We start from the raw sequence: 21,486 nt of genomic DNA on the forward strand, positions 1-21,486 counted from the left end.
TGAGATGAAAAAGATATTGTTAGTAGCTGTCGCTTGTATCATTATTGGAATTATTGGTATATCACAAACATATACAAAAGCAGTAGATGCGGCAGAAAGGGGGAATAAAGAAAAGGTTATTAAAAATGAAGAAATCCGAAATTTGGAAATTGATTTAGATGCTGGAGATGTTACGATTCAAAAAGGAAATGATTCTTCTTTTTATATAAAACAAATAGGAAATATTGCAAAACAAAAAGTGAGTGTTGATGAACAAGGGGATACGCTAAAGGTTCAAGGTAAGATAAAAAAAGGGGTTTCATTCGATTTTTCATTTTTATCTTTCGGGTTTAAAGCGCCAGGGATAATAATCGTTGTTCCGGAACGTTCTTACCAAGATATAAAAGTAAGTTCTTCTGCGGGTGAGATAACAGTAAATGATATAAAAAGTGAACGTGTAGAAGCAACGACGTTTGGTGGAGATGTAGAAATGGAGCGGGTGATAGCGAAGAAAGTAGAAGGGTCTTCAAAAGCAGGAGAAGTTAAAATGAAAAAAGTAAGTGGAAAAGTTGTAGCGAAAACAACAAGTGGAGATGTAGATATTGTAGATCATGATCCTAAATATGATTTAGAGGCAAGTTCAACTGCAGGAGAAGTTGATATTCGATTACTTCAGAAGCCTCAAGATGCGACTATAAGTGGGAAAACATTTGCAGGAGAAGTGGAGATTTTCAAAGAAGAAACGAAAAATGTAACATTAGGAAATGGTAGTGTAAAAATTAGCGGACAAACATCTGCAGGAGACGTTACAATTGAAGCGAATTAAAAAATAGACCAGTTTAACTGGTCTATTTTTTAATGTAAATCGCGGTATACACCGATTACTTTTCCAATAACAGAAACTTTATCTAAAAGGATCGGTTCTAAAGAAGAGTTTTCTGGTTGTAAGCGGAAATGATCTTTTTCTTTGTAAAAACGCTTTACAGTTGCTTCGTTATCTTCTGTTAAAGCAACAACGATTTCCCCGTTGTATGCAGAATGTTGTTGGCGAACAACAACTAAATCTCCGTCCAGAATACCCGCTTCAATCATACTATCTCCAGAGATTCGTAACATAAATACTTGGTCTGCTCCAGCAACAACACTTGCAGGAAGTGGGAAGTGTTCCTCTACACTTTCAACTGCTGTAATCGGTAAGCCTGCTGTAACTTTCCCGACGATAGGAACTTGAACAACTGATTGTGTTTCTGTTTCGATTTTCACTTCTCCTAAAATTTCAATGGCTCTCGGTTTTGTTGGATCACGTCGAATATAACCTTTTTCTTCTAGACGTGATAAATGTCCGTGCACAGTAGAACTAGAAGCAAGGCCAACCGCTTGACCAATTTCGCGTACGGAAGGTGGATAACCTTTTTCTTGTACTTTTAGTTTGATGAAGTCGAGAATGTCTTGCTGGCGTTTTGTTAACTTTTCCATGTTTTTTAACACCTCGTTTTCTTTCAATTTTCTTACTTATAAGTATAACATGCGAAAAAACATTCTACAAACATAAGTTCGAACAAAAAGACGATTTGTGATACACTAAAGGAAAAATCGAAATGAGAAAGAGGGTTTTAAAATGAATGCAATCATTTATGCCCGTGTAAGCACAACGAAAGAAGCGCAGGAAACATCATTATCACGCCAAAAAGATGAATTATTGCATTTAGCTGAGCGGTATCAAATGAATGTTATAAAGGTGATTGAGGAGAAGGCAAGCGGTTATACGATTGAAAGAGACGGTATATTAGAAGTGCTGGACATGATTCGAGATGAAGAGATTGATGTGCTTCTCATTCAAGATGAAACGCGGCTTGGAAGAGGGAATGCAAAGATTGCGTTAATGCACTGTTTACATAAAGAAGGGATCAAAGTATATACACATACGCATAATGGGGAATTACAGCTTTCTGATTCAGATTCTATGGTATTAGATATTATTGGTATAGTTGAAGAGTATCAGAGGAAGATTCATAATTTGAAGATTAAACGTGGAATGCAGAGAGCGGTAGAAAGAGGGTTTCGTCCAGAAAAAAATTTAAAAAATCGTCATTTGAGTACAGGACGTGAAAAGAAAGAAGTGCCGATTGAAGAAATTGTACGTCTTCGTCGTAATGAATTAACATTTGAGGAAATTGCTGCGACGCTTCGTGGTTTTGGACATGATGTATCAAAAGCAACAGTACATCGCAGATACGTGGAATATACGAAGCAATTGCTTGATAAACAAGACTAACTATTGTATGATAATAATCAGTTTTAAGTAGAAAGGGGATTCGAGATGCTAAGTCACGAACTCATTGAACGCATCAATTTCTTAGCGAAAAAAGCAAAAGCTGAAGGATTAACTGAAGAAGAACAACGTGAGCGCCAATCGCTCCGTGAACAATATTTAAAAGGATTTCGTCAAAATATGTTAAACGAATTAAAAGGCATTAAAGTCGTTAACGAAGAAGGTAAAGATATTACACCAGCGAAATTAAAAGCATTAAAAAAACAAGATAATGCAAAGTTAAATTAAAAGATGGGCGAAGCCCATCTTTTTTTGATTTTAGTAGAATTGTTTATTTGATAACTTTCCAATTACGGTTGATTGTCGCTTCAATTGTTCCCCGTTCTAATATGTAATTCGCAATAAGTTCAGACATATCAATTGGTATGTCTTTTATGATGGGTTTATTTTGGTACATAGAATAATTTCCGCCACCACTTGCGCGATAATTATTCATGACTACGTCATATTCTTGATCAAGGTGAATGGGAGATCCATCATATTGTAGGGAAACGACTCTTTCACCAATGGGCTTTGAAATATTTAATGTGTACGAAATTCCTTCCCACATATCGTAATTATAATGCTGTGGTTTTGGTTCGGTATAAGCAGGATTTACAATAATATTCCCATCTGTATGTAACGTGAAATATTCAGCAGATAGCTCAAGGGCTTCTTTTATATCTTTTCCTGTAATCCTTATGACCTTTAATGTATTTGGATAAATATAATTTGAAACAATATCTCTCATTGTAATATGTTTTGGAAAGCCAGAAGATTCATTATGAAATAGGCTTGTACAAGAGATATTGACTTCAGCTACTTCCATCTGCACTTTATTTATAAATTCGATAAAAGGATGGTCTTGTAAACGTGTTTGCATCGCAGTGTGAATTTGCATGTCACCAATAATGGTGCCGATTGGTTGATCTAGCCATTGTTGCGTTTGATTTTCGTAGTTAGATACAAGTGAAAGTACTTTTTCGTCTGCTTGAACGCCTTTAACAGACAACAGTTCCGAATGACATTTTTTAATTATCCATCGATCCTTATTTTGTTCTAATTCTACCCGAACTTTTCCTAATGAATGCCCATTAGATCCGGGTTGTACAATTGTTACACCATTTACTTTCGTATTTGCAATAGAGCGATGTTGGTGACCTGTTAGTAATATATCAATACCATCTATTTCTTGACACATCGCATATCCTTGATTCTCACCAGTTAAAATTTCTGTTGGTTCTCCAGATTGTAAATCCCTTTCAAAGCCACCATGATATGCTACGATTAGTAAATGTGGTTGTTCCTGTTCACGAATGTAGGAAACACATTTTTTTGTTGACTCTAGCGCATCTTCAAATAGTAAATCTTTAATATGGTGTGGCTGCTCCCAATTCGGGATGTAATGTGTTGTAACTCCCAAGATAGCGACTTTTATATTAGGGTGTATGTGTTTAATGACATAGGGTTTGCCGAAGTAAGGATCCTTTGTATGTTTATTTAAAATATTTGCGGATAGATAAGGCATATTCGCATTTAATACAGCTTTGTTTAATACATCCATTCCATAGTTGAACTCGTGATTTCCGATAACGGCAGCATCATAACCAATGTAATTAGCGATAAGTGACATTGGGTTGTTTGTATGCGGTATATATTTAGCGTAGTGATAGGTGAATGGAGTTCCCTGTATAAAATCGCCGTTATCGATCACAATTACATGTTCGTGCTGGCTACGCTCTTGTGTGATACGTGTTGCAAGTTTGGCTAATCCTATTTCTGCATTTTCATTATTTTGATAGTGAATCGGATAGACCGTACCATGTACATCGCTTGTTAGTAGAATGTGTATATGAACAATGTTGTTCTTATTCAAGCTTATCAACCTTCTTTTTTGTTATCTTATGATAAATCATAACAGATAATATATATTTGTTTTTTATTGAATGTTTAGAAAAGCTAAAATTTATAAAGAAGAAAATGAAAGTGTTTTCGGATTATCGTATGATGACAGGAGAAGGAGGAGAATATTATGGCTTTGCAACATGAATTTGTATTTGTTTCAAATGAAAAAGGAGAGCTAAGTTCTGAAGATTTTTCTTGGCATAACAGGGAGTTTTTTATAAAGATGGATCGGTTGTTGAAGATTGTGTGATATTAAGTGATGAAATAGTTTTGTATGTGTCAGATTTTTTGCAGTGGATTCCGACTTATAATCCTTTTCGGAAAGAAAAAGGATTTGGCCTTCATTATTATGGCATTACAAAAATTGAGAATGAAGGAGCGGAAATAGCGATTGATTTATTTCGCTCATTAATCAATCTATTTTCATTGGGACCTGAAAAAGTAGAACTCACAGGCTCATTTCAATGGACGGTAGATTGTGATACGGATGGAGAGTATGAACAACTTATTTTTAATCGAGATAGTCTCTGTGCAGATTTAAAATCTTTAGTCAAACTACTTCATAAAGTGAAAGAAGGAGAAGGATATCTTTTGCATTTTGGAGTTTAATTTTTTCTAAATAAAGCTGAAATAAAAGAACTAGCATTTGCAATAAATAAAGAAATAACGGCAATAAGAAACAAGAGAATGGCCATGAAACTATATAGATATCCTAATCCTTCACTTGTTATCATTACGTCCCGATCAAAATACAGTATGCCAAACGTACTAATGGAAAGAATAAGCATGACAACACCTGGGATGTATTTGTGGTGGGATTTTAATTTGACTGAAAAGTAAATAGAAAGAGTTGAAATGAGAGTCATAACAATAATAAAGGTGTAGGAAGCTGCTTCTTCACTCATTATTTCGCCTTCTTCCGTTTTTTATTTAATCTATACGATGAAAATTAATATATATTCATTTCTATTATACATGTTGTGATTAAATGGAAAATAGAATAGGGGTTAGGAAGGTGGCTAAAAATTTTTAGTGTTCGTGCATTAAGATACAGATAATTCCCTTTATTTTTAATAAAAAAATAAAGAAAAAGTATAACATATTGAATGCCCATACATTCCGAAAATTACAGTTTTTTTTATAAAAAATCGAAAAAACATCAACATATTTGTCGATACATGTTGTATAATCTTGCGTGGGAAGATATCATATAAATGTGTAAAACGTTTACTAATATAAGCGAAGGGAAGAATAGCATGTCACATTCAATCGAACAACTTTCTATCAACACGATTCGCACATTATCCATCGATGCGATTGAAAAAGCAAACTCTGGTCACCCAGGAATGCCAATGGGTGCAGCACCAATGGCTTATACATTATGGACTCAATTTATGAAACATAATCCAAATAACCCAACGTGGTTTAACCGCGATCGTTTCGTATTATCTGCAGGTCATGGTTCAATGTTATTATACAGCCTACTTCATTTATCTGGTTACGACGTAACAATGGATGATTTAAAGAATTTCCGTCAATGGGGAAGTAAAACTCCAGGACATCCTGAGTATGGTCATACAGCAGGCGTAGATGCAACAACTGGCCCACTTGGACAAGGTATTTCAACAGCTGTAGGTATGGCAATGGCTGAGCGACATTTAGCAGCGAAATATAACCGTGATGCATACAACGTGGTTGATCATTATACATACGCAATTTGCGGTGATGGCGATTTAATGGAAGGTGTTTCTGCTGAAGCGTCTTCACTAGCAGCTCACTTAGGATTAGGTCGACTTGTTGTTTTATACGATTCTAATGATATTTCATTAGATGGTGATTTAAATCGCTCATTCTCTGAAAGTGTAGAAGATCGTTATAAAGCATATGGTTGGCAAGTAATCCGTGTTGAGGATGGAAACGATGTTGAAGCAATTGCAAAAGCAATTGAAGAAGCAAAAGCTGACGAAAAACGCCCGGCGCTAATCGAAGTAAGAACAACAATCGGTTTCGGTTCTCCAAACAAATCAGGAAAATCTGCTTCACATGGTTCTCCGCTTGGTGTAGATGAAACAAAATTAACAAAAGAAGCGTATGCTTGGACAGCTGAACAAGACTTCCATGTACCAGAAGAAGTATATGATAACTTCCGTAAAACGGTACAAGATGCTGGTGAAACAGCACAAGCTGAGTGGAACACAATGCTTGGTGAATATGCACAAGCATATCCAGAATTAGCAAATGAATTACAAGCAGCAATGAAAGGTCTTCTTCCAGAAGGTTGGGATAAAAACTTACCAACTTATGAATTAGGATCAAAAACAGCAACGCGTTCTTCTTCAGGTGCTGTAATTAATGCAATTGCTGAAGCTGTACCATCATTCTTTGGTGGATCTGCTGACCTTGCTGGTTCTAACAAAACATACATGAATAACGAAAAAGACTTCACAAGAGCTGACTACAGCGGTAAAAATATTTGGTACGGTGTACGTGAATTTGCAATGGGTGCAGCAATGAACGGTATTGCACTTCATGGCGGTTTAAAAACTTACGGTGGTACGTTCTTCGTATTCTCTGATTACTTACGCCCAGCAATCCGTTTGGCAGCATTAATGCAATTGCCTGTAACATATGTGTTTACACATGACAGTATTGCTGTTGGTGAAGATGGCCCAACACATGAACCAATCGAACAATTAGCGGCGCTTCGTGCAATGCCAAATGTATCTGTTATTCGTCCTGCTGATGGTAACGAGTCTGTTGCAGCTTGGAAATTAGCTTTAGAATCTACAAATAAACCAACTGCATTAATTTTAACTCGTCAAGATCTTCCAACATTAGAAGGCGCAAAAGACGATACGTATGAAAAAGTTGCAAAAGGTGCGTATGTAATTTCTGCAAGCAAAAAAGAAACTGCTGATGTAATCTTACTTGCAACTGGTTCTGAGGTAAGCTTAGCAGTTGAAGCACAAAAAGTATTAGCAGCAGATGGAGTTGACGCAGCTGTTGTCAGCATGCCATCTATGGATCGCTTTGAAGCACAATCTTCTGAGTACAAAGAATCTGTATTACCAAAAGCAGTAACAAAACGTTTCGCAATCGAAATGGGTGCTACTTTCGGATGGCATCGCTATGTTGGTCTTGAAGGAGATGTATTAGGTATCGATACATTCGGTGCTTCTGCTCCTGGTGAAAAGATCATGGAAGAGTATGGATTTACTGTAGAAAATGTTGTTCGTAAAGTAAAAGAAATGCTTTAATGATTTGTGAAAAATCTCTCCGGCATGGAGAGATTTTTCTATGTAAATGAGTTTATTCGACAGAAAAAGTTTTTTCTTTCTCCGCAGTCAGACAATCATTGCACATTTTCTTCTATATAATGTAGAGAAAAAGGTTGTCCAGAGCGGGAGGGAAAGCATGAAAACGTATGAATTGTATTTAATTCAAGAAGATATTGCGAAGGCATACTTTGGTCGTGAGTATTTGTTTTTCGATTTATTTGCTCGATTTTCAGAATCTGGTTCCCTTTCGGAAAAGAAAGTGTTATATAAGCAGATGATGTATATTACGATGCCATTACAAGTAATGAAAATTCACCATAAATTAGAACAAGTTTTACGCGGCTTTGGGAAGTATGATCGAACACATCATACACACATGCTTTATACTGGGGCAGAATATGGCGAAATAACGGTGAAATCACAATATATTCAAATGAGTACATCTGGAAATGTATCGATGGAAACGACTTTCTTTGAAGTACTTAGGAAATGCGAATTGACATTTTTAGCAATGGATTATGAAAATAAAAAGTATGGCTGGCTCAATCCTCTGAAACAAGCACGAACATATGTGTAAAAAATGTCGAATACAATCTTGTCTTATTGAAAAGGTTTTAGTACACTGTAAGGTAGACAACATGAAGGAGGAAAATATATGTCAATTTGGGTAGTTGTTCTAGTGGGCGTATTAGCACTAGTAGCAGGCGTGGCGTTAGGATTTTTCATCGCCCGCAAATATATGATGAATTACTTGCAAAAAAATCCACCAATCAATGAGCAAATGTTAAAAATGATGATGATGCAAATGGGACAAAAACCATCCCAAAAGAAAATCAATCAAATGATGAGCGCAATGAACAAACAACAAATGAAATAAGCGCCAAAGGGCACTCGCTGAGAGTGTCCTTTCCTTTTGGAAAACTTTAGTGTTTAAAACTTTTAAAAATTCTGTATTTTTGATAAACTGAAAACATCGCTCATTTCAAGGGAGGGGGATATAATGAAGGTATTTTTTAATTTAGCTTGGTTTTTTAAACAAGAAAAACGGGCGTACATAACGGGAATTATTTTGTTATTTGGTGTAGCACTTCTTGAACTTGTTGCACCAAAAGTAATTGGAATTGTCGTAGACGAAATTAACAACCAAACGCTAACATCTGAAAAGCTGTTACAGTGGGTTGTTCTTTTAGTGGTTGTCGGGATTACAATGTATATACTACGTTACATATGGCGTATTATGATTTTTGGGTCTTCTTTAAAGCTCGCGCGTCAATTACGAAAGAAGTTATATGAACATTTTACAAATATGAGTCCATCTTTTTATCAATCACATCGTACAGGGGACTTAATGGCACATGCAACGAATGATATTCAAGCAATTCAACAAACTGCTGGAGCGGGTGTTTTGACGCTTGTTGATTCGTTAGCCGTAGGTGGATGTGTACTCTTGGCTATGGGGTTTACAATTAGTTGGAAGTTAACGTTATTAAGCCTAATCCCAATGCCGATTGTAGCGTTCTCGACTAATTATTATGGTACTTTACTGCACAAACGTTTTCATAAAGCACAGCAAGCGTTTTCTGAAATCAACGATAAAGTACAAGAAAGTATGAGTGGGATGAAAGTAATCCGCTCACTCGGTCAAGAAAAGGAAGATTTACAAGCATTTCGAAAGAAGTCAGAAGATGTGGTCCATAAAAATATGTTAGTTGCTCGCATCGATTCATTATTTGATCCAACAATTTCTCTTATTGTCGGTTTTTCATTCCTAATTGCTGTATGTTATGGCTCGTTATTAGTTGTTCGTGGTGAACTTACGGTGGGTGAGTTAATTACATTTACAACATATTTAGGGACGCTCGTTTGGCCGATGCTTGCATTTGGTTGGTTATTTAATATTATGGAACGTGGTCGTGCTTCGTATGATCGTGTGGAAAAAATATTATCGCAAACTTCAGATGTTGTGAATAAGGAGAGTGCGGTACATAATGTAGCAAGCGGTGATATTACGTTTGCAATTGATACATTTTCTTATAAGAAAAATGAAACACTTAATTTAGAAGATATTCATTTTACCCTGAATAAAGGTGAAACATTAGGTATTGTTGGCCGCACAGGTGCAGGGAAAACGACTTTGTTAAAATGTTTAATCAGGGAATATGATCATTTTAATGGAGCACTGCAAGTTGGAGGAAAAGATATTCGTGATATGACGCTTCATGGCATTCGATCTGCTATTTCGTATGTTCCTCAAGACCATTTCTTATTTTCAGCAAGTATAGGTGAAAATATTGCATTTGGAAAGACCGATGCTACATATAAAGAAATTGCACGTGCTGCTGATATAGCTTGTATTCATGATGATATTGTTCAATTTCCAGAAGGGTATGATACGGTAGTAGGCGAACGAGGGGTATCATTATCAGGTGGACAAAAACAACGGATTTCTATCGCGCGTGCATTACTAACGAATGCTGAAATTTTAATTTTAGACGATTGTTTATCCGCAGTCGATGCAAAGACAGAGGAAACGATTTTAACAGCGCTGAAACGAGAAAGAGAGCAAAAAACAACGATTATTACAGCGCATAGATTAAGTGCAATCCAACATGCAAATCTTATTCTTGTTGTTGATGAAGGGAAAATTGTAGAGCGTGGTACACATGAACAACTAATGGGGCAAGAAGGTTGGTATAAAGAGATGTATGAAAGCCAGCAGTTAGAAGCGTTAGTTGAGAAGGGAGGCATATAATGGCTGAGAAAAAAAGAAGCGATTTATGGCGATTACTTTCTTATATGAAACCATATAAAGGTTTATTGTCTCTGGCATTTCTATTTTTAGTTGGGGCAACTGTTACAGAAATGATGGGACCGTTTTTAATTAAACAGTTTCTGGATGAACATTTAGTTCCGCGTGACTTTGAGCAGTCAGCGCTTGTAACCCTATTTGTTGTATATATGATTGCTCATTTATTAAAGGTTGTATTTACGTATTTAAATTTACTATATTTCCAAAACATTGCTTTCAAAATTGTGCAAGATATGCGAGTTGAAGTGTATGAACATGTACAAAGGTTATCATTAAGCTTTTTTGACCGTACACCAATTGGTACTCTTGTTTCTCGTATAACAAATGACACAGAAGCAATTAAAGATTTTTATGTAAGCGTGTTATCGACCTTTGTAAAAAATGTTGTGTTTTTAATCGGGATTTTAGTGGCAATGTTTTTACTTGATGTGAAGCTTGCTTTATGTTCTCTTATATTAATTCCAATTATGTTTACAATTATGGCGATGTATCGTAAGAAAAGCTCTGTTTTTTATTTGGAACTTCGGAATCAATTAAGCATTTTAAATGCGAAGCTCAATGAATCGATTCAAGGGATGAATATTGTGCAAGTGTTTCGCCAAGAAAAGCGGATGCGAAAAGAATTTGAAGAAGTGAACGATAAGCATTACGGTGCTGGGCGTCGTACGTTAAAATTAGATGCGTTATTTTTACGTCCAGCAACAGATCTTGTTCATATTATGGCTATCGCTTTCGTGCTTGCATTATTTGGTATTAACGCCTTAAATAGTCCAGTTGAAGTCGGTGTATTATATGCTTTTGTTAATTATATTCATCGCTTTTTCCAACCTGTAAATGAAATGATGATGAAGCTCTCTTTCTTCCAGCAAGCCCTTGTTTCTTCATCACGTGTTTTTCATTTGATGGATGAAAAAGATTTAGCGCCTGTTCAACAAGGAGTTGGAGAGCCGAAAGTACATGAAGGAGAAATTGAATTTAAAAATGTTACATTTTCATATGATGGAAAACGTAATGTTTTAAAAAATGTATCTTTCCATGTGAAACCTGGGCAAACAGTAGCTTTTGTTGGGCATACTGGAAGCGGGAAAAGTACAATTATGAACTTATTGATGCGTTTTTATGATATTAAATCGGGTAATATTTTAATAGACAGTGTAAACTTAGAAGAATTTGAAGAGCAGGAAATTCGAAAGAGAATGGGACTTGTACTTCAAGATGCATTCTTATTTGCTGGAAATGTAAAACAAAACATTCGTATGTATAATGAAAGCATTACCGATGAAGAAGTAGAAGAAGCAGCACGATTTGTGCAAGCGAATACGTTTATTGAAAAGCTACCAGAGCAGTATGATACAGAAGTAGTAGAACGTGGAGCTGCATTCTCAAGTGGACAAAGGCAGCTCATTGCTTTTGCGAGAACAATTGCGACGAATCCGAAAGTGTTAGTATTAGATGAAGCAACAGCAAATATTGATACAGAAACAGAAGAAGCCATTCAAACAGCACTGCAGCGCATGCGAAAAGGGAGAACAACAATTGCGATTGCGCACCGTTTATCTACTATTCAAGAGTCTGATCAAATCTTTGTAATGCATGATGGTGAAATCGTAGAGAGAGGCACACATCAAGAATTACTGAGTAAGCAAGGATTGTATTACAATATGTATTTACTTCAGAATAAAGGAAGCCTTCAGAAAGCCTTGTAGTATTGAGGTTTTGAAGGCCTCTTTTTTTATTTTTTTAAAATGCCTCTATCTCTGTAATTTCTGTTACACCCCACATACTGAATTCGTAGTGATACTCTGTTCGCTCAATACATACACCAAATTCTAAATTATCTCCGACTAATATAAAATCTCCATAGCCATTTAGGAAATTTGTAATGATTGATATTTATGCTAAGTTTTGGAATAGTTCGTTTATATCCAGGTTAATAGCTTCAATTCCATGTTCTCTAAAGAAAAATAATCTACCTTGATTAGCTGGGAATTTGATGATTTTAGCTACTTCTGCTAATAAATCTAACGATAACTTTCTGTTTTCTTCATAATTCGTATTTCCAAAAATTGTTTTATCTGACAAGTTGTCTAACTTACTAAATAATTCTTTACAAAAAATAGAGTTAGCTTCCGGATCCATAAATGAATCTATAGAAATAGGAATGAATTTAGAGACTTCGTCTATAAGGTCTTTTCTTTGCGTGTTTCTCCAAAGTTTTCTTCTCAGTACTTCAATCCTTTGTTTTCTTGCATTACTCAATTTTTTCACCTCTTTTTAAATGATTTTATTTCTTATTGAATCTAATAGAATTTTTAAGAGAATCTCCAGCATACTGATTATAACTTCTTTTTCTAGTAGTACTTTTTAATTCATATTAATATCGATAAAATCTGTGAGTTTTTGTTGAGAAACATTTGTACTATGGATGAATGAAAGGAATTAAGGCGCATAGGAAGAATATCGTTTATAAAGAATAAGGCGATGCGGTCAAACTATCCTACTCATTAATTGAATAAATATGACCCTTAGAAATTTTAGAAGAATATGAGACTTGGAAATTATAGCAGTTATTGTAATAGTATAGCAACCTATAAACTCTGCGTCATCTTTTAAAAAAAGGAGGGTATTTATTATGCAAGCGTCGTTTAAAAGATGTATGGTATTGATTGCTGCCTTCATTTTACTAATTACTTCTTTTAGTGGAATTACAACTGCTGAGACAAATATTAAGCCAATTTATAGTGGGATGCTTCCACCAAAAGAAGCATTTAATCCAGGAGATTGGTTTTTAGGTGAGAAGCCTTTAAATTATGATGAAAATAGGCCACCGATTGTTTTTGTACAAGGGAGAAATGGAAGTGCAGATAGTTGGTATGGAAAAACAGTTTATCACGATGTAAACGACATGTATGATTATGCTTATCGTGCGGGATATCAAACTGTGTTTGTTCAACTATACGATGCAGCTGGAAAGGGATCTGCTAGTCAGTGGGACAATGGTAAATTGTTGGCTGCAAAGTTAGAGGAGATTTATAATCATTTTGGTAAAAAAGTGAATATTGTGGCTCACAGTAAAGGTGGAATTGATACCCAAGCAGCGCTCGTTCAATACGGTGCGAATCGTTTTGTAGGAAAAGTTATTACACTAGCTTCGCCACATTATGGGTCAAATTTAGCAGACTTATCCTATAGTTGGTGGGCGGGATGGCTGGCTTCATTACTCGGATAAAGAGACGATGGCACGTATTCTTTACAAACAGGTGAAATGGCACAATTTCGTTCTGTAATAGATAACAATCCGAACGCTAAATTAAATCGTTACTATACAGTTGCAGGTACAAGCTGGGGGCCGATTTTCTCTGCTTTATCTTTAGGTGGGTTATATCTTTCCGCGTATGGCTCTAATGATGGTTTAGTAAATGAATGGAGTACAAAATTACCGTATGGAACACATTTATTTACCGATTCTAGATTTGATCATGATAATATAAGAAAAGGGTCAGCTGTCTTTTCTCGAATTGAATCGTATTTACGTACTTCTACTGCTACATCCGTTCCTTCTTATACTTTAAATCATAATAGGGAATTTGTTGATAATTTAAATACTACATCTAATCAAACCATTTTAGGTGGAGAACTGGAGCCGAATAAATGGATTGATCAAACGATTGCGATAGATGCAAAAACGGAAGGCGTTATCTCTGTGTTAACAGCATCTTCAGAAGTGAAAATACAACTTATTTCTCCGTCGGGCAAAGTATATATGAATGAAGATAGTAAGTTTACGGTAGGAGATGAAACTTCCTATTTTGAGGGGGCGTCCATTCGAACATTTAAAATTAATCAAATGGAAATCGGGGAATGGCATGTTAAAATAATGACAGCACATGAAAAAGATGCATATATGGTTGTTAGTGATTACAAACAAGAAGCACCGTTTACTTTGAAAATGCCAGGGAAAATTAAAGCTAATAAGGCTGAATTTCAATTGAAATCATCTACTAAAGAATCAATAAAACAAGAGAATCTTTCTCTCAATGTACGAGTTGTTGATCGAGAAGGGAATTTAGTATCCCAATCGAATCAGCTGCAAAAGTTAGATGAAAATACATTCACAGGCTCTTTGTATCATATTGAAAAATCAGGTGTATATAATGTGACGATTGATATTAAAGGTATTAACCCAGAAGGGAAAGCTTACACTCGTACGATTGTGCGTTCTGTGTATATTGAAAAATAAACTGTATTTGCAAAAACAGTATGTTTTAAGGCTTGTTATATGCTGCTATTCTTTTTAAAAAGGTGTGGAGATAATGGTAAGAAGACTGTAAACGCTTTGGTCTAAGTACAGCGTAACAAAGGTTTATGAAAAATCTCCTACAGGATGGGATGTTTTTACTTTATAATAGAAGAAGCTTTCGGAAACTCTTGTAATATTGAGGTTTCGAGGGCTTCTTTTTTTATGATTGATTTTTTTTAAGTTGTTGACTCCTTCTTTTCTCTTATTTATTACAGTGTCATTAAGTATTGTAATCCCTAGAATAATTGGATAACATTTTCTTTCTTCAAATTTATATAGATAAATGGTGGGAAAGGCTATGAATTATTACACCATTAATATTTAATGTAATTTCTTCTTCAATTAGTTCGTCAATTCTTTCTACACAGGCTAAATATTTTGTATACTTTCCTCCTGTCGTGAATCATCTGAAGGATAACTTGTTCATTTTTTATAGTAAATAAAGTATGCAAAATATATCCAAATTTACAGAGCGTTATTATAATACGTAGTATAATGGATTAAAAATGATATTAAAAGTTTAGATAATATTTGATTAAGCCATAAAGGAGAAAAAAGATGGAATACGTACTTATATGTGTCATTTTAGCATTATTAGCCGGAGTGTTTGTATTGTTTTATAAAAACAAACAACTAGAATCAGAGAACCAACAAGTAGAATTTGAAAAGACAAAGTCCATAGAACACTATCAAAGTGAGATGGCTGCAACTGTAGCGGATTATGAAGAAAAGCAGGAGACATTAAAAAACATAGAGCGTAAAAAATACAATAATTTAAAAGAGAGTGCAGCTAGAGAAGTAGAGAACATGAGAATGATGAAAAATCAATTAGCGGTGCAACATAATAAAGAACGCAGTGAAATGCAACAGAAATATAACAACGAGATACATGTGCTGCAAAATCTAATTACAGAGTTACGAACGTATGCTAAAAATAGTGAGGAAATGAATACGCATGAAATATTACATTATATGAAACGAGGTTTTGTTCAGCAAGGAATCATAACTGAAGATGAATTACATATTATCCCAAGTGTATTTCTTCCCCAGATAAAGAGTAGAAACGGGAATAAAATGGAGTATGCTCGAGTTGATCATATATTGTTATCGATAACAGGAATATATGTAATTGAGACTACAGAGTGGCAAGGAAGAATGATTCACGGATTGACGAAAGAAAATGCAGGGATATATTCATTTATGATTGATGAGATTGGTATGTATCAAAATGATTATGAGAAGGAAGAGACATTTGTTTTTATAAAAAAGGGAGATTCAATGACTCTAACGGTAGAAAACATAGAGAATCCTGCTTATAAAGCAAGATATCTTTCAACAATTTTATATGATTATTTGAAAAAGGTTAATCCTCAAACGCTAAAAGAAGAAGTGAAGCCGATGGTTTATTTCGGAAATGAGACAAGTGGAAGTGGAAATGAAATAATCGATCTTTCCAATGAAGTACTGCCAAGATTGAAGGACAGAGAGCAACTGGTTACGTATTTTAGAAATGAAAGATTGGAAGGGAAAGTACGATATACAGTGCAAGAGTTACAAGGGATAAAAGAAATGCTTGAATGTATAGAAGAAGTGAAGTTGTAAAAAATCTGATGGGATAAAGGTGATTTTTCATTGGGGACGTATAGAGATACTTTATTGTGGGGAACATTGTATGTTTATATCTTTTTATATTTGTTTATATATATCGTTTTCATATTCATCATTAGCATGGCTCATTCGTCTTATACTATTGTGAGTGTTTTAGCGGTATCACTTCCTTTTATTTTTTTACTAACCCTTCAGCGAATTGTTTTATATTTCTCTAGTGGTAATAATAAGGGGAAATGTAAAGGGATTACAATTGTAGGAACAGTATTCTTTAGTATTTGTATTGTACAACTAGGTGTAAATGAGTATAATTCAAAGTTTCACACAGATAGATGGCTAAAAGATGAAGGGAAACGTGTATATATGGTAGATGATCTTCTAGCTAAACATAAACTAGTAGGAAAACCTAAGAAAGAGATTATACAATTGTTAGGAAAACCAAGTGAAACAGGGCGTTTGAAGGAAATGAATCAAGCGGTGTATTACCTTGGAGATGAAAGAGGGTTTATTTCGATAGATAGTGAATGGCTCATTCTTCAATTTGACAATGATAATAAGGTAGTAGAGTATAAGGTATATAAAGATTGAAATAAAAAAAAACAGGAGACCGTTATGAGTTATGGTCTTCTGTTTTTTTGTAGTCTATGTAAAAAAAAGTAAAATAATAGAAATTTCTGTCTATACGAATTGGAGAAATTTCGTTATACTTTAAACTAGTTTAGTAATCTAGAAGTTTATGGGCAGTAAGACCTCCACCTTAAAATTCAGTAAAAGCTAAGAAGTTAGATGGGAAATCAACTGCACGTAAAAATCTGATTGATGAGGGATGAAGAAAAAAACACTGATTAAAGTTTCACCTTATTGGTCAGCGGGATGCTATAAAGTTAAAATTTTATAAAAAGAAATGGAAAACAATATATAATTAATTTATTGAATATAAGGATAAAACAAAAGGGGGTGTACATATGGAAGATTTACAAACACTCGGTTCATTTTTTTTAGGCCTAGGTACAATGTTCGCAGGATTAGGGGTACTGCTTGCAGGTATTGGTGTGTATACAAAATTTTCACGTGAATCAAAATGATGAAAGCATCCGTACAGGATGCTTTTTTTCAATATGCTACAAAAAGGAATCGTATATTCTTTATGGAATAAGGAATGAAAATGGCAGGTGAAGTGTATATATAGATGCATTGGAAGAATTTCATAATTTTACATCCCAGTTCCATGACGAAATATTACTGATAAAAGGTAGGAGTTTTAAGTAATAAGAATGAAAAGGAGGTAAGACGGTGAAGAAAATACCGACTGAGGTCCTGAGTAAGGAATTGATGGAAAGAGAAGGGGTTATATCTATTACAGTTAAAGAATTTGAGAAAATTGAAGTAGGTGGAGTAGTGGTATCTGGACCAGCTATAATTTTAATTAATCAAGATTAACTGAGTATAGTACATATGATGAATATAGAAAAATAATAAAAGCATCCTGTGTGGATGCTTTTTTATTTGCTTAAAAAAAGAAATATATTGGATAATAGAGCTATTGGAGGGGAAAGAAAGTGGCTATTATTATTACAATGTTTCTAATGGGTGTTTTATTAGGTTTTGTTGGGGCAGGCGGAGCAGGCTTTATTATTGCCGTGCTCACACTCGTATTTCATGTGCCGATTCATATAGCGGTTGCAACATCATTAACAGCAATGGCATTTACCACACTTTCTGGAGTTATAAGTCATTACCGAGAAAGAAATGTTGTCGTGAGAATTGGCTGTATTGTAGGGGGATGTGGTGCAATTGGATCATATATTGGATCTAAACTTGGTGCTGTGATTCCTGCGCATCTTCTTCATTGGTTTACAGCTGGAATGCTATTTTTATCAGCAATATTCATGTTAATTCGTTTGTTTTTTGTGCAAAATCATAGGGAGTTGTCTGCTGGTTTGTCGGATCAGTTAACGCCATCTGTACTAGGGAAAGGTGCTCTGTTAGGAGTTGTAACTGGGATGTTAGCAGGAGCATTTGGAATTGGTTCAGCACCTTTTATTCAGATAGGGTTAATGGTATTACTTGGTTTATCAATTCGTCAATCTGTAGGGACTACAATGCTTGTTATTTTACCAATTGCAATTGGTGGAGGAATTGGATATACTTCGGCAGGATATTTAGATTACATGTTATTAGTGCAAGTATTAGCTGGAACAATGCTCGGAGCATATATAGGGGCGAGGTTTACTAATTATGCTCCTCGTATTATTTTGAAGTTTTCGATGATTATGACACCTGTTTTAGCTGGATGTATGTTATTAATGGAATAAGAAATAGAATTCTGGGGGGAGAGAGGTGTGACTGTTCATTTTCATAAATTGTTATGTGTAAGTTTCTGGATTGCATTACTTATATCGGGAATATATCCAAAAGATCTTTTTACATGGTTTTTAGAAGTTGTACCTGCAATTATTTTAGTACTCATTTTAATGATTACATATCGACGGTTTCGATTTACAACGATCACATATGTATGGGTTTTTATTCATATGTTAATATTGCTCATTGGAGGACATTATACATACGCAGAAGTACCGCTATTCAATTATTTTCGTGATGCTTTTGATTTAGAAAGAAATTACTACGATCGTGTTGGACATTTTATGCAAGGATTCGTGCCGGCATTATTAACAAGGGAAGTGCTTATAAAGGTAGTTGAAATTCAAAAAAAAGGATGGCTAGAACTACTTGTAATATCAGTTTGTTTAGCATTTAGTGCGTTATATGAGTTGCTAGAGTTTACGGTTGCAAAACTAACAGGGACAGGGGCGGAAGCGTTTCTTGGAACGCAAGGAGATGTTTGGGATACGCAATGGGATATGACACTTGCATTAATTGGAGCAATGTTGGCAATGAGCTTATTTCGTAATGTTAAAAATATAAAATGATATATTAATATGTTTTACGTATGAATTATGTAAGTAATTCATATTTCCCATATAAAAGGATTTACTATAATATAATGAGTGTAACGTTCGAGTATTCGACGTACTACTAGTATTATATCCCTATCCCTTTTCTAAAAATGCGAACAAGTTTTGCCCTATTCTATTCAATATTAATTGTATAGAAATATATTGTTCGATGTCCATTATGGAACGTACATAATGGAGAAATCCCGATCCTTAAAGAGGATGCCCCTAATCTTCATGTGAAAATATGATCGGATGAAGAAAGCTGACCAATGTATGGTCAGCTTTCTTTTTTGTGTAAAAACAATTCTTCGGTAATTTCGGTTTGTAATAGCAGTGTTCTTCCAAAGCGGCGTTTGCATTCATCTCTTACTTTTTGAATGGCAAGTGCATGAGAAGTGGCAGACACGGTGACAGTTGCTTGGCGAGATTTTCGATTTTCTTCACAAAAGACACATTCTACAACATATTTAGAAATCATCTTCTCATCCTTCCGACTGAATTTCTACGAATGAGTTGTCGTTGAAGTTGATATAATCTTTCGTTACAAATTCAGCATTTTCCTCTATTTTCAAGGAGAAGAGTAGGGGGAGAGAGAGTAGAACTAGCGTCAATGATAAAAGACCGCACATTAACTAAGAGTAATGTGCGGTCTTTTATGTATAGGGATTATTATAGTATTACAAAGTTTTGCTAATTTTAGTTTCTGTATGAGTGTTTTGAGTAGCTTTTTTCTTTATCTTGATGTAATAGTAGCTATAACAAAAGATGATAAATGGTACAGTGCAATAGATTCCTAGTCTTTGCTCTGGGATAAAGATAAGACTTATTAATATAATACCATACAATCCAAAACCAAGAATTGGTACAAGAGGATAAAGTGGAGTTCTGAATTTTAAGTCTTCTAATTTTCCACCTTCAGTTAAATAATGTTTGCGAAAAAAGAATTGAGAAACACAAATTGACATCCAAACAATAATTGTAATGACTCCGGAAATTGAAATTAGCCATAAGTAAACAGTTTCAGCAGCTACAACACTTGTTAAAAGAGAGAAAGCTGAAATAGATATTGTCATGATTAAAGCGTATAGGGGTATCCCGCGTGATGATAATTTCTTTAAAAAGGCTGGAGCCATATCATTTTTTGATAACGACCAAAGCATACGAGTCGCGGCGTATAGCCCTGAATTTGCAACAGAAAGAACGGCAGTAAGAATGACAAAGTTCATAATATCAGCTGCATATGGAATACCTATATTATCAAAAACAGCAACAAATGGGCTCTTTGTTAATCCTGCTTCTTCCCAAGGAATCAAGGCCACGAGGACAAAGATTGCTAAGACGAAGAAAAACATCGTGCGCCATATAATATTTCTAATAGAACGTGGTAAAGTTTTGGCTGGATTTTCACTTTCGCCTGCTGCGATTCCGACAAGTTCTGTACCTTGGAAGGAATAATTAACTGTAACCATTGTTAGTAAGATAGCTGCAATTCCATTTGGGAATAAACCACCATGATTAATGAAATTTGAAAAAAGCGGAGCTGGTTCGTTTCCTTTTAAATCAATCAAACCGAACATAGCGGCGCCGCCAAGAATAATGAAAGCGATGATGGCAGATACTTTAATACTTGAAAACCAAAATTCTGTTTCTGCATAACTACGAGCAGATAAGGCGTTAATGGTGAATATTGTAACACCAAATATTAAACACCAAACCCAGACGGGAATATCAGGAAACCAACGTTGCATTGTAATACCTGCAGTTGTAAATTCAAGACCAGTAGTATTTGCCCAGCTTAGCCAATATAACCATCCAATGGTAAACCCAGTTGCGGGATTTATGAATTTGGTGGCATATTCCTGGAAGGAGCCTGAAACAGGCATTGCTACAGCAAGCTCACCAAGACATAGCATAACGAAGTACATTAATAATCCACCGGCAATAAAGGCAAGTACGGATCCACCAGGCCCAGCTTGTCTTATAATAAAGCCAGATCCATTAAATAGTCCCGTTCCAATTACACCACCGAGTGCAATCATGAATAAATGCCTACTTTTCATCGTACGTTTTAGTTCATTATTTGTATTACCTAATTGCGTCATTGTTTTCCTCGCTTTCATAATTGATGGGGTGAAAATCGATATTTTTCCGTATTATGGAATATATTCCGTGATGCAGAATCTTGTTATAATTTTCAGATAATTAAAAAGAAAAGTCAATATTTTTTTGTTTCCGTTTTCAAATTATTATTTTTGTTTTTATTTTTAGAAAATTTAATTGATTTCAGTTTGGATTTTTGCTAAATTGATAGTTAATTAAGGTTACTAACATATTAC

18 protein-coding genes and 3 pseudogenes are annotated in these 21,486 nt (G+C 34.9%); 15 read left to right on the forward strand and 6 right to left on the reverse strand.

The window, feature by feature from the left end:
• The first annotated feature begins 4 nt into the window (after positions 1-4).
• The gene (locus tag KFD70_RS16155; RefSeq protein ID WP_336453102.1) at positions 5-805 is read left to right on the forward strand and encodes a DUF4097 family beta strand repeat-containing protein; all 801 of its coding nucleotides are present in this window, start codon (positions 5-7) and stop codon (positions 803-805) included.
• Positions 806-834: 29 nt separating this feature from the next.
• On the opposite strand, the gene lexA is transcribed toward KFD70_RS16155, so the two are convergent.
• Entirely contained in the window at positions 835-1,455 is a 621-nt protein-coding gene (lexA, locus tag KFD70_RS16160; protein WP_336453101.1) for a transcriptional repressor LexA, read from the reverse strand.
• A 142-nt stretch (positions 1,456-1,597) separates the two neighbouring features.
• Between lexA and KFD70_RS16165 the strand changes: the two genes are divergently transcribed.
• Both KFD70_RS16165 and KFD70_RS16170 read left to right on the forward strand, forming a co-directional pair.
• Entirely contained in the window at positions 1,598-2,254 is a 657-nt protein-coding gene (locus KFD70_RS16165; protein WP_336453100.1) for a YneB family resolvase-like protein, read from the forward strand.
• 45 nt (positions 2,255-2,299) lie between these two features.
• Positions 2,300-2,539 (forward strand): DUF896 domain-containing protein, encoded by a 240-nt coding sequence (locus KFD70_RS16170; RefSeq protein WP_017151388.1) that lies wholly within the window; start codon positions 2,300-2,302, stop codon positions 2,537-2,539.
• A 43-nt stretch (positions 2,540-2,582) separates the two neighbouring features.
• Here KFD70_RS16170 and KFD70_RS16175 read toward each other — a convergent pair whose 3' ends face one another.
• On the reverse strand, positions 2,583-4,166 hold the full coding sequence (locus tag KFD70_RS16175; RefSeq protein ID WP_431613243.1) for a bifunctional metallophosphatase/5'-nucleotidase: 1,584 nt from the start codon (positions 4,164-4,166) through the stop codon (positions 2,583-2,585).
• 156 nt (positions 4,167-4,322) lie between these two features.
• Here KFD70_RS16175 and KFD70_RS16180 point away from each other — a divergent pair.
• Positions 4,323-4,804 (forward strand): annotated as a pseudogene (locus KFD70_RS16180) (coproporphyrinogen III oxidase).
• Here KFD70_RS16180 and KFD70_RS16185 read toward each other — a convergent pair.
• Complete coding sequence (locus KFD70_RS16185) at positions 4,801-5,100, reverse strand: hypothetical protein (RefSeq protein ID WP_336453098.1); 300 nt, start codon at positions 5,098-5,100, stop codon at positions 4,801-4,803. The pseudogene KFD70_RS16180 and the gene KFD70_RS16185 overlap by 4 nt on opposite strands.
• Before the next feature lie 351 nt (positions 5,101-5,451).
• Between KFD70_RS16185 and tkt the strand changes: the two genes are divergently transcribed.
• The 5 genes from tkt to KFD70_RS16210 all read left to right on the forward strand — a co-directional run bounded on the left by tkt (position 5,452) and on the right by KFD70_RS16210 (position 11,988).
• Positions 5,452-7,452: a transketolase gene (gene tkt, locus KFD70_RS16190; protein WP_336453097.1), complete on the forward strand. Its 2,001-nt coding sequence runs from the start codon at positions 5,452-5,454 to the stop codon at positions 7,450-7,452.
• A gap of 157 nt (positions 7,453-7,609) precedes the next feature.
• Complete coding sequence (gene sirA / locus KFD70_RS16195; protein ID WP_336453096.1) at positions 7,610-8,050, forward strand: sporulation inhibitor of replication protein SirA; 441 nt, start codon at positions 7,610-7,612, stop codon at positions 8,048-8,050.
• A 78-nt stretch (positions 8,051-8,128) separates the two neighbouring features.
• Positions 8,129-8,350, forward strand: coding sequence for a YneF family protein (locus KFD70_RS16200; RefSeq protein ID WP_003199214.1), 222 nt, complete (start codon positions 8,129-8,131; stop codon positions 8,348-8,350).
• A gap of 123 nt (positions 8,351-8,473) precedes the next feature.
• Entirely contained in the window at positions 8,474-10,225 is a 1,752-nt protein-coding gene (locus KFD70_RS16205) for an ABC transporter transmembrane domain-containing protein (protein ID WP_336453095.1), read from the forward strand.
• Positions 10,225-11,988, forward strand: a complete 1,764-nt coding sequence (locus KFD70_RS16210; protein WP_336453094.1) for an ABC transporter ATP-binding protein — start codon at positions 10,225-10,227, stop codon at positions 11,986-11,988. Before KFD70_RS16205 ends, KFD70_RS16210 begins: the two co-directional genes overlap by 1 nt.
• Positions 11,989-12,022: 34 nt before the next feature.
• Here the strand turns inward: KFD70_RS16210 and KFD70_RS16215 are convergent.
• A pseudogene (locus KFD70_RS16215) lies at positions 12,023-12,541 on the reverse strand (YxiF family protein).
• 373 nt (positions 12,542-12,914) lie between these two features.
• Between KFD70_RS16215 and KFD70_RS16220 the strand changes: the two are divergent.
• The 6 genes and pseudogenes from KFD70_RS16220 (at position 12,915) to KFD70_RS16245 (ending at position 19,123) form a co-directional block, all read left to right on the forward strand.
• Positions 12,915-14,522, forward strand: a pseudogene (locus KFD70_RS16220) (esterase/lipase family protein).
• 618 nt (positions 14,523-15,140) lie between these two features.
• Positions 15,141-16,184, forward strand: coding sequence for an NERD domain-containing protein (locus KFD70_RS16225; RefSeq protein WP_336453092.1), 1,044 nt, complete (start codon positions 15,141-15,143; stop codon positions 16,182-16,184).
• A gap of 30 nt (positions 16,185-16,214) precedes the next feature.
• A complete protein-coding gene (locus KFD70_RS16230) occupies positions 16,215-16,778 on the forward strand; it encodes a hypothetical protein (protein WP_336453091.1) in 564 nt (187 codons plus the stop codon).
• A 705-nt stretch (positions 16,779-17,483) separates the two neighbouring features.
• Positions 17,484-17,630 carry a BC1881 family protein gene (locus KFD70_RS16235; RefSeq protein ID WP_336453090.1) on the forward strand — a complete coding sequence of 49 codons (147 nt, stop codon included), beginning with the start codon at positions 17,484-17,486 and terminating at the stop codon, positions 17,628-17,630.
• 119 nt (positions 17,631-17,749) lie between these two features.
• Positions 17,750-18,505, forward strand: coding sequence for a sulfite exporter TauE/SafE family protein (locus tag KFD70_RS16240; protein WP_336453089.1), 756 nt, complete (start codon positions 17,750-17,752; stop codon positions 18,503-18,505).
• A 27-nt stretch (positions 18,506-18,532) separates the two neighbouring features.
• A complete protein-coding gene (locus KFD70_RS16245; protein WP_336453088.1) occupies positions 18,533-19,123 on the forward strand; it encodes a DUF2238 domain-containing protein in 591 nt (196 codons plus the stop codon).
• A 304-nt stretch (positions 19,124-19,427) separates the two neighbouring features.
• On the opposite strand, the gene KFD70_RS16250 is transcribed toward KFD70_RS16245, so the two are convergent.
• Together KFD70_RS16250 and KFD70_RS16255 are read right to left on the reverse strand one after the other, a co-directional pair.
• Positions 19,428-19,628, reverse strand: a complete 201-nt coding sequence (locus tag KFD70_RS16250; protein WP_336453087.1) for a DUF3903 domain-containing protein — start codon at positions 19,626-19,628, stop codon at positions 19,428-19,430.
• Positions 19,629-19,827: 199 nt separating this feature from the next.
• Positions 19,828-21,252 (reverse strand): amino acid permease, encoded by a 1,425-nt coding sequence (locus KFD70_RS16255; protein ID WP_336453086.1) that lies wholly within the window; start codon positions 21,250-21,252, stop codon positions 19,828-19,830.
• Positions 21,253-21,486 lie beyond the last annotated feature (234 nt).

The sequence above is a fragment of the Bacillus pfraonensis genome, assembly GCF_050768835.1.
In the GTDB taxonomy this organism is placed as follows: domain Bacteria; phylum Bacillota; class Bacilli; order Bacillales; family Bacillaceae_G; genus Bacillus_A; species Bacillus_A pfraonensis.

Bases quoted from the DNA above. Each gene is read 5' to 3' on its own strand.
- KFD70_RS16155 (WP_336453102.1), top strand. From the start codon at position 5: ATGAAAAAGATATTGTTAGTAGCTGTCGCTTGTATCATTATTGGAATT.
- lexA (WP_336453101.1), bottom strand. From the start codon at position 1,455: ATGGAAAAGTTAACAAAACGCCAGCAAGACATTCTCGACTTCATCAAA.
- KFD70_RS16165 (WP_336453100.1), top strand. From the start codon at position 1,598: ATGAATGCAATCATTTATGCCCGTGTAAGCACAACGAAAGAAGCGCAG.
- KFD70_RS16170 (WP_017151388.1), top strand. From the start codon at position 2,300: ATGCTAAGTCACGAACTCATTGAACGCATCAATTTCTTAGCGAAAAAA.
- KFD70_RS16185 (WP_336453098.1), bottom strand. From the start codon at position 5,100: ATGAGTGAAGAAGCAGCTTCCTACACCTTTATTATTGTTATGACTCTC.
- tkt (WP_336453097.1), top strand. From the start codon at position 5,452: ATGTCACATTCAATCGAACAACTTTCTATCAACACGATTCGCACATTA.
- sirA (WP_336453096.1), top strand. From the start codon at position 7,610: ATGAAAACGTATGAATTGTATTTAATTCAAGAAGATATTGCGAAGGCA.
- KFD70_RS16200 (WP_003199214.1), top strand. From the start codon at position 8,129: ATGTCAATTTGGGTAGTTGTTCTAGTGGGCGTATTAGCACTAGTAGCA.
- KFD70_RS16205 (WP_336453095.1), top strand. From the start codon at position 8,474: ATGAAGGTATTTTTTAATTTAGCTTGGTTTTTTAAACAAGAAAAACGG.
- KFD70_RS16210 (WP_336453094.1), top strand. From the start codon at position 10,225: ATGGCTGAGAAAAAAAGAAGCGATTTATGGCGATTACTTTCTTATATG.
- KFD70_RS16225 (WP_336453092.1), top strand. From the start codon at position 15,141: ATGGAATACGTACTTATATGTGTCATTTTAGCATTATTAGCCGGAGTG.
- KFD70_RS16250 (WP_336453087.1), bottom strand. From the start codon at position 19,628: ATGATTTCTAAATATGTTGTAGAATGTGTCTTTTGTGAAGAAAATCGA.
- KFD70_RS16255 (WP_336453086.1), bottom strand. From the start codon at position 21,252: ATGACGCAATTAGGTAATACAAATAATGAACTAAAACGTACGATGAAA.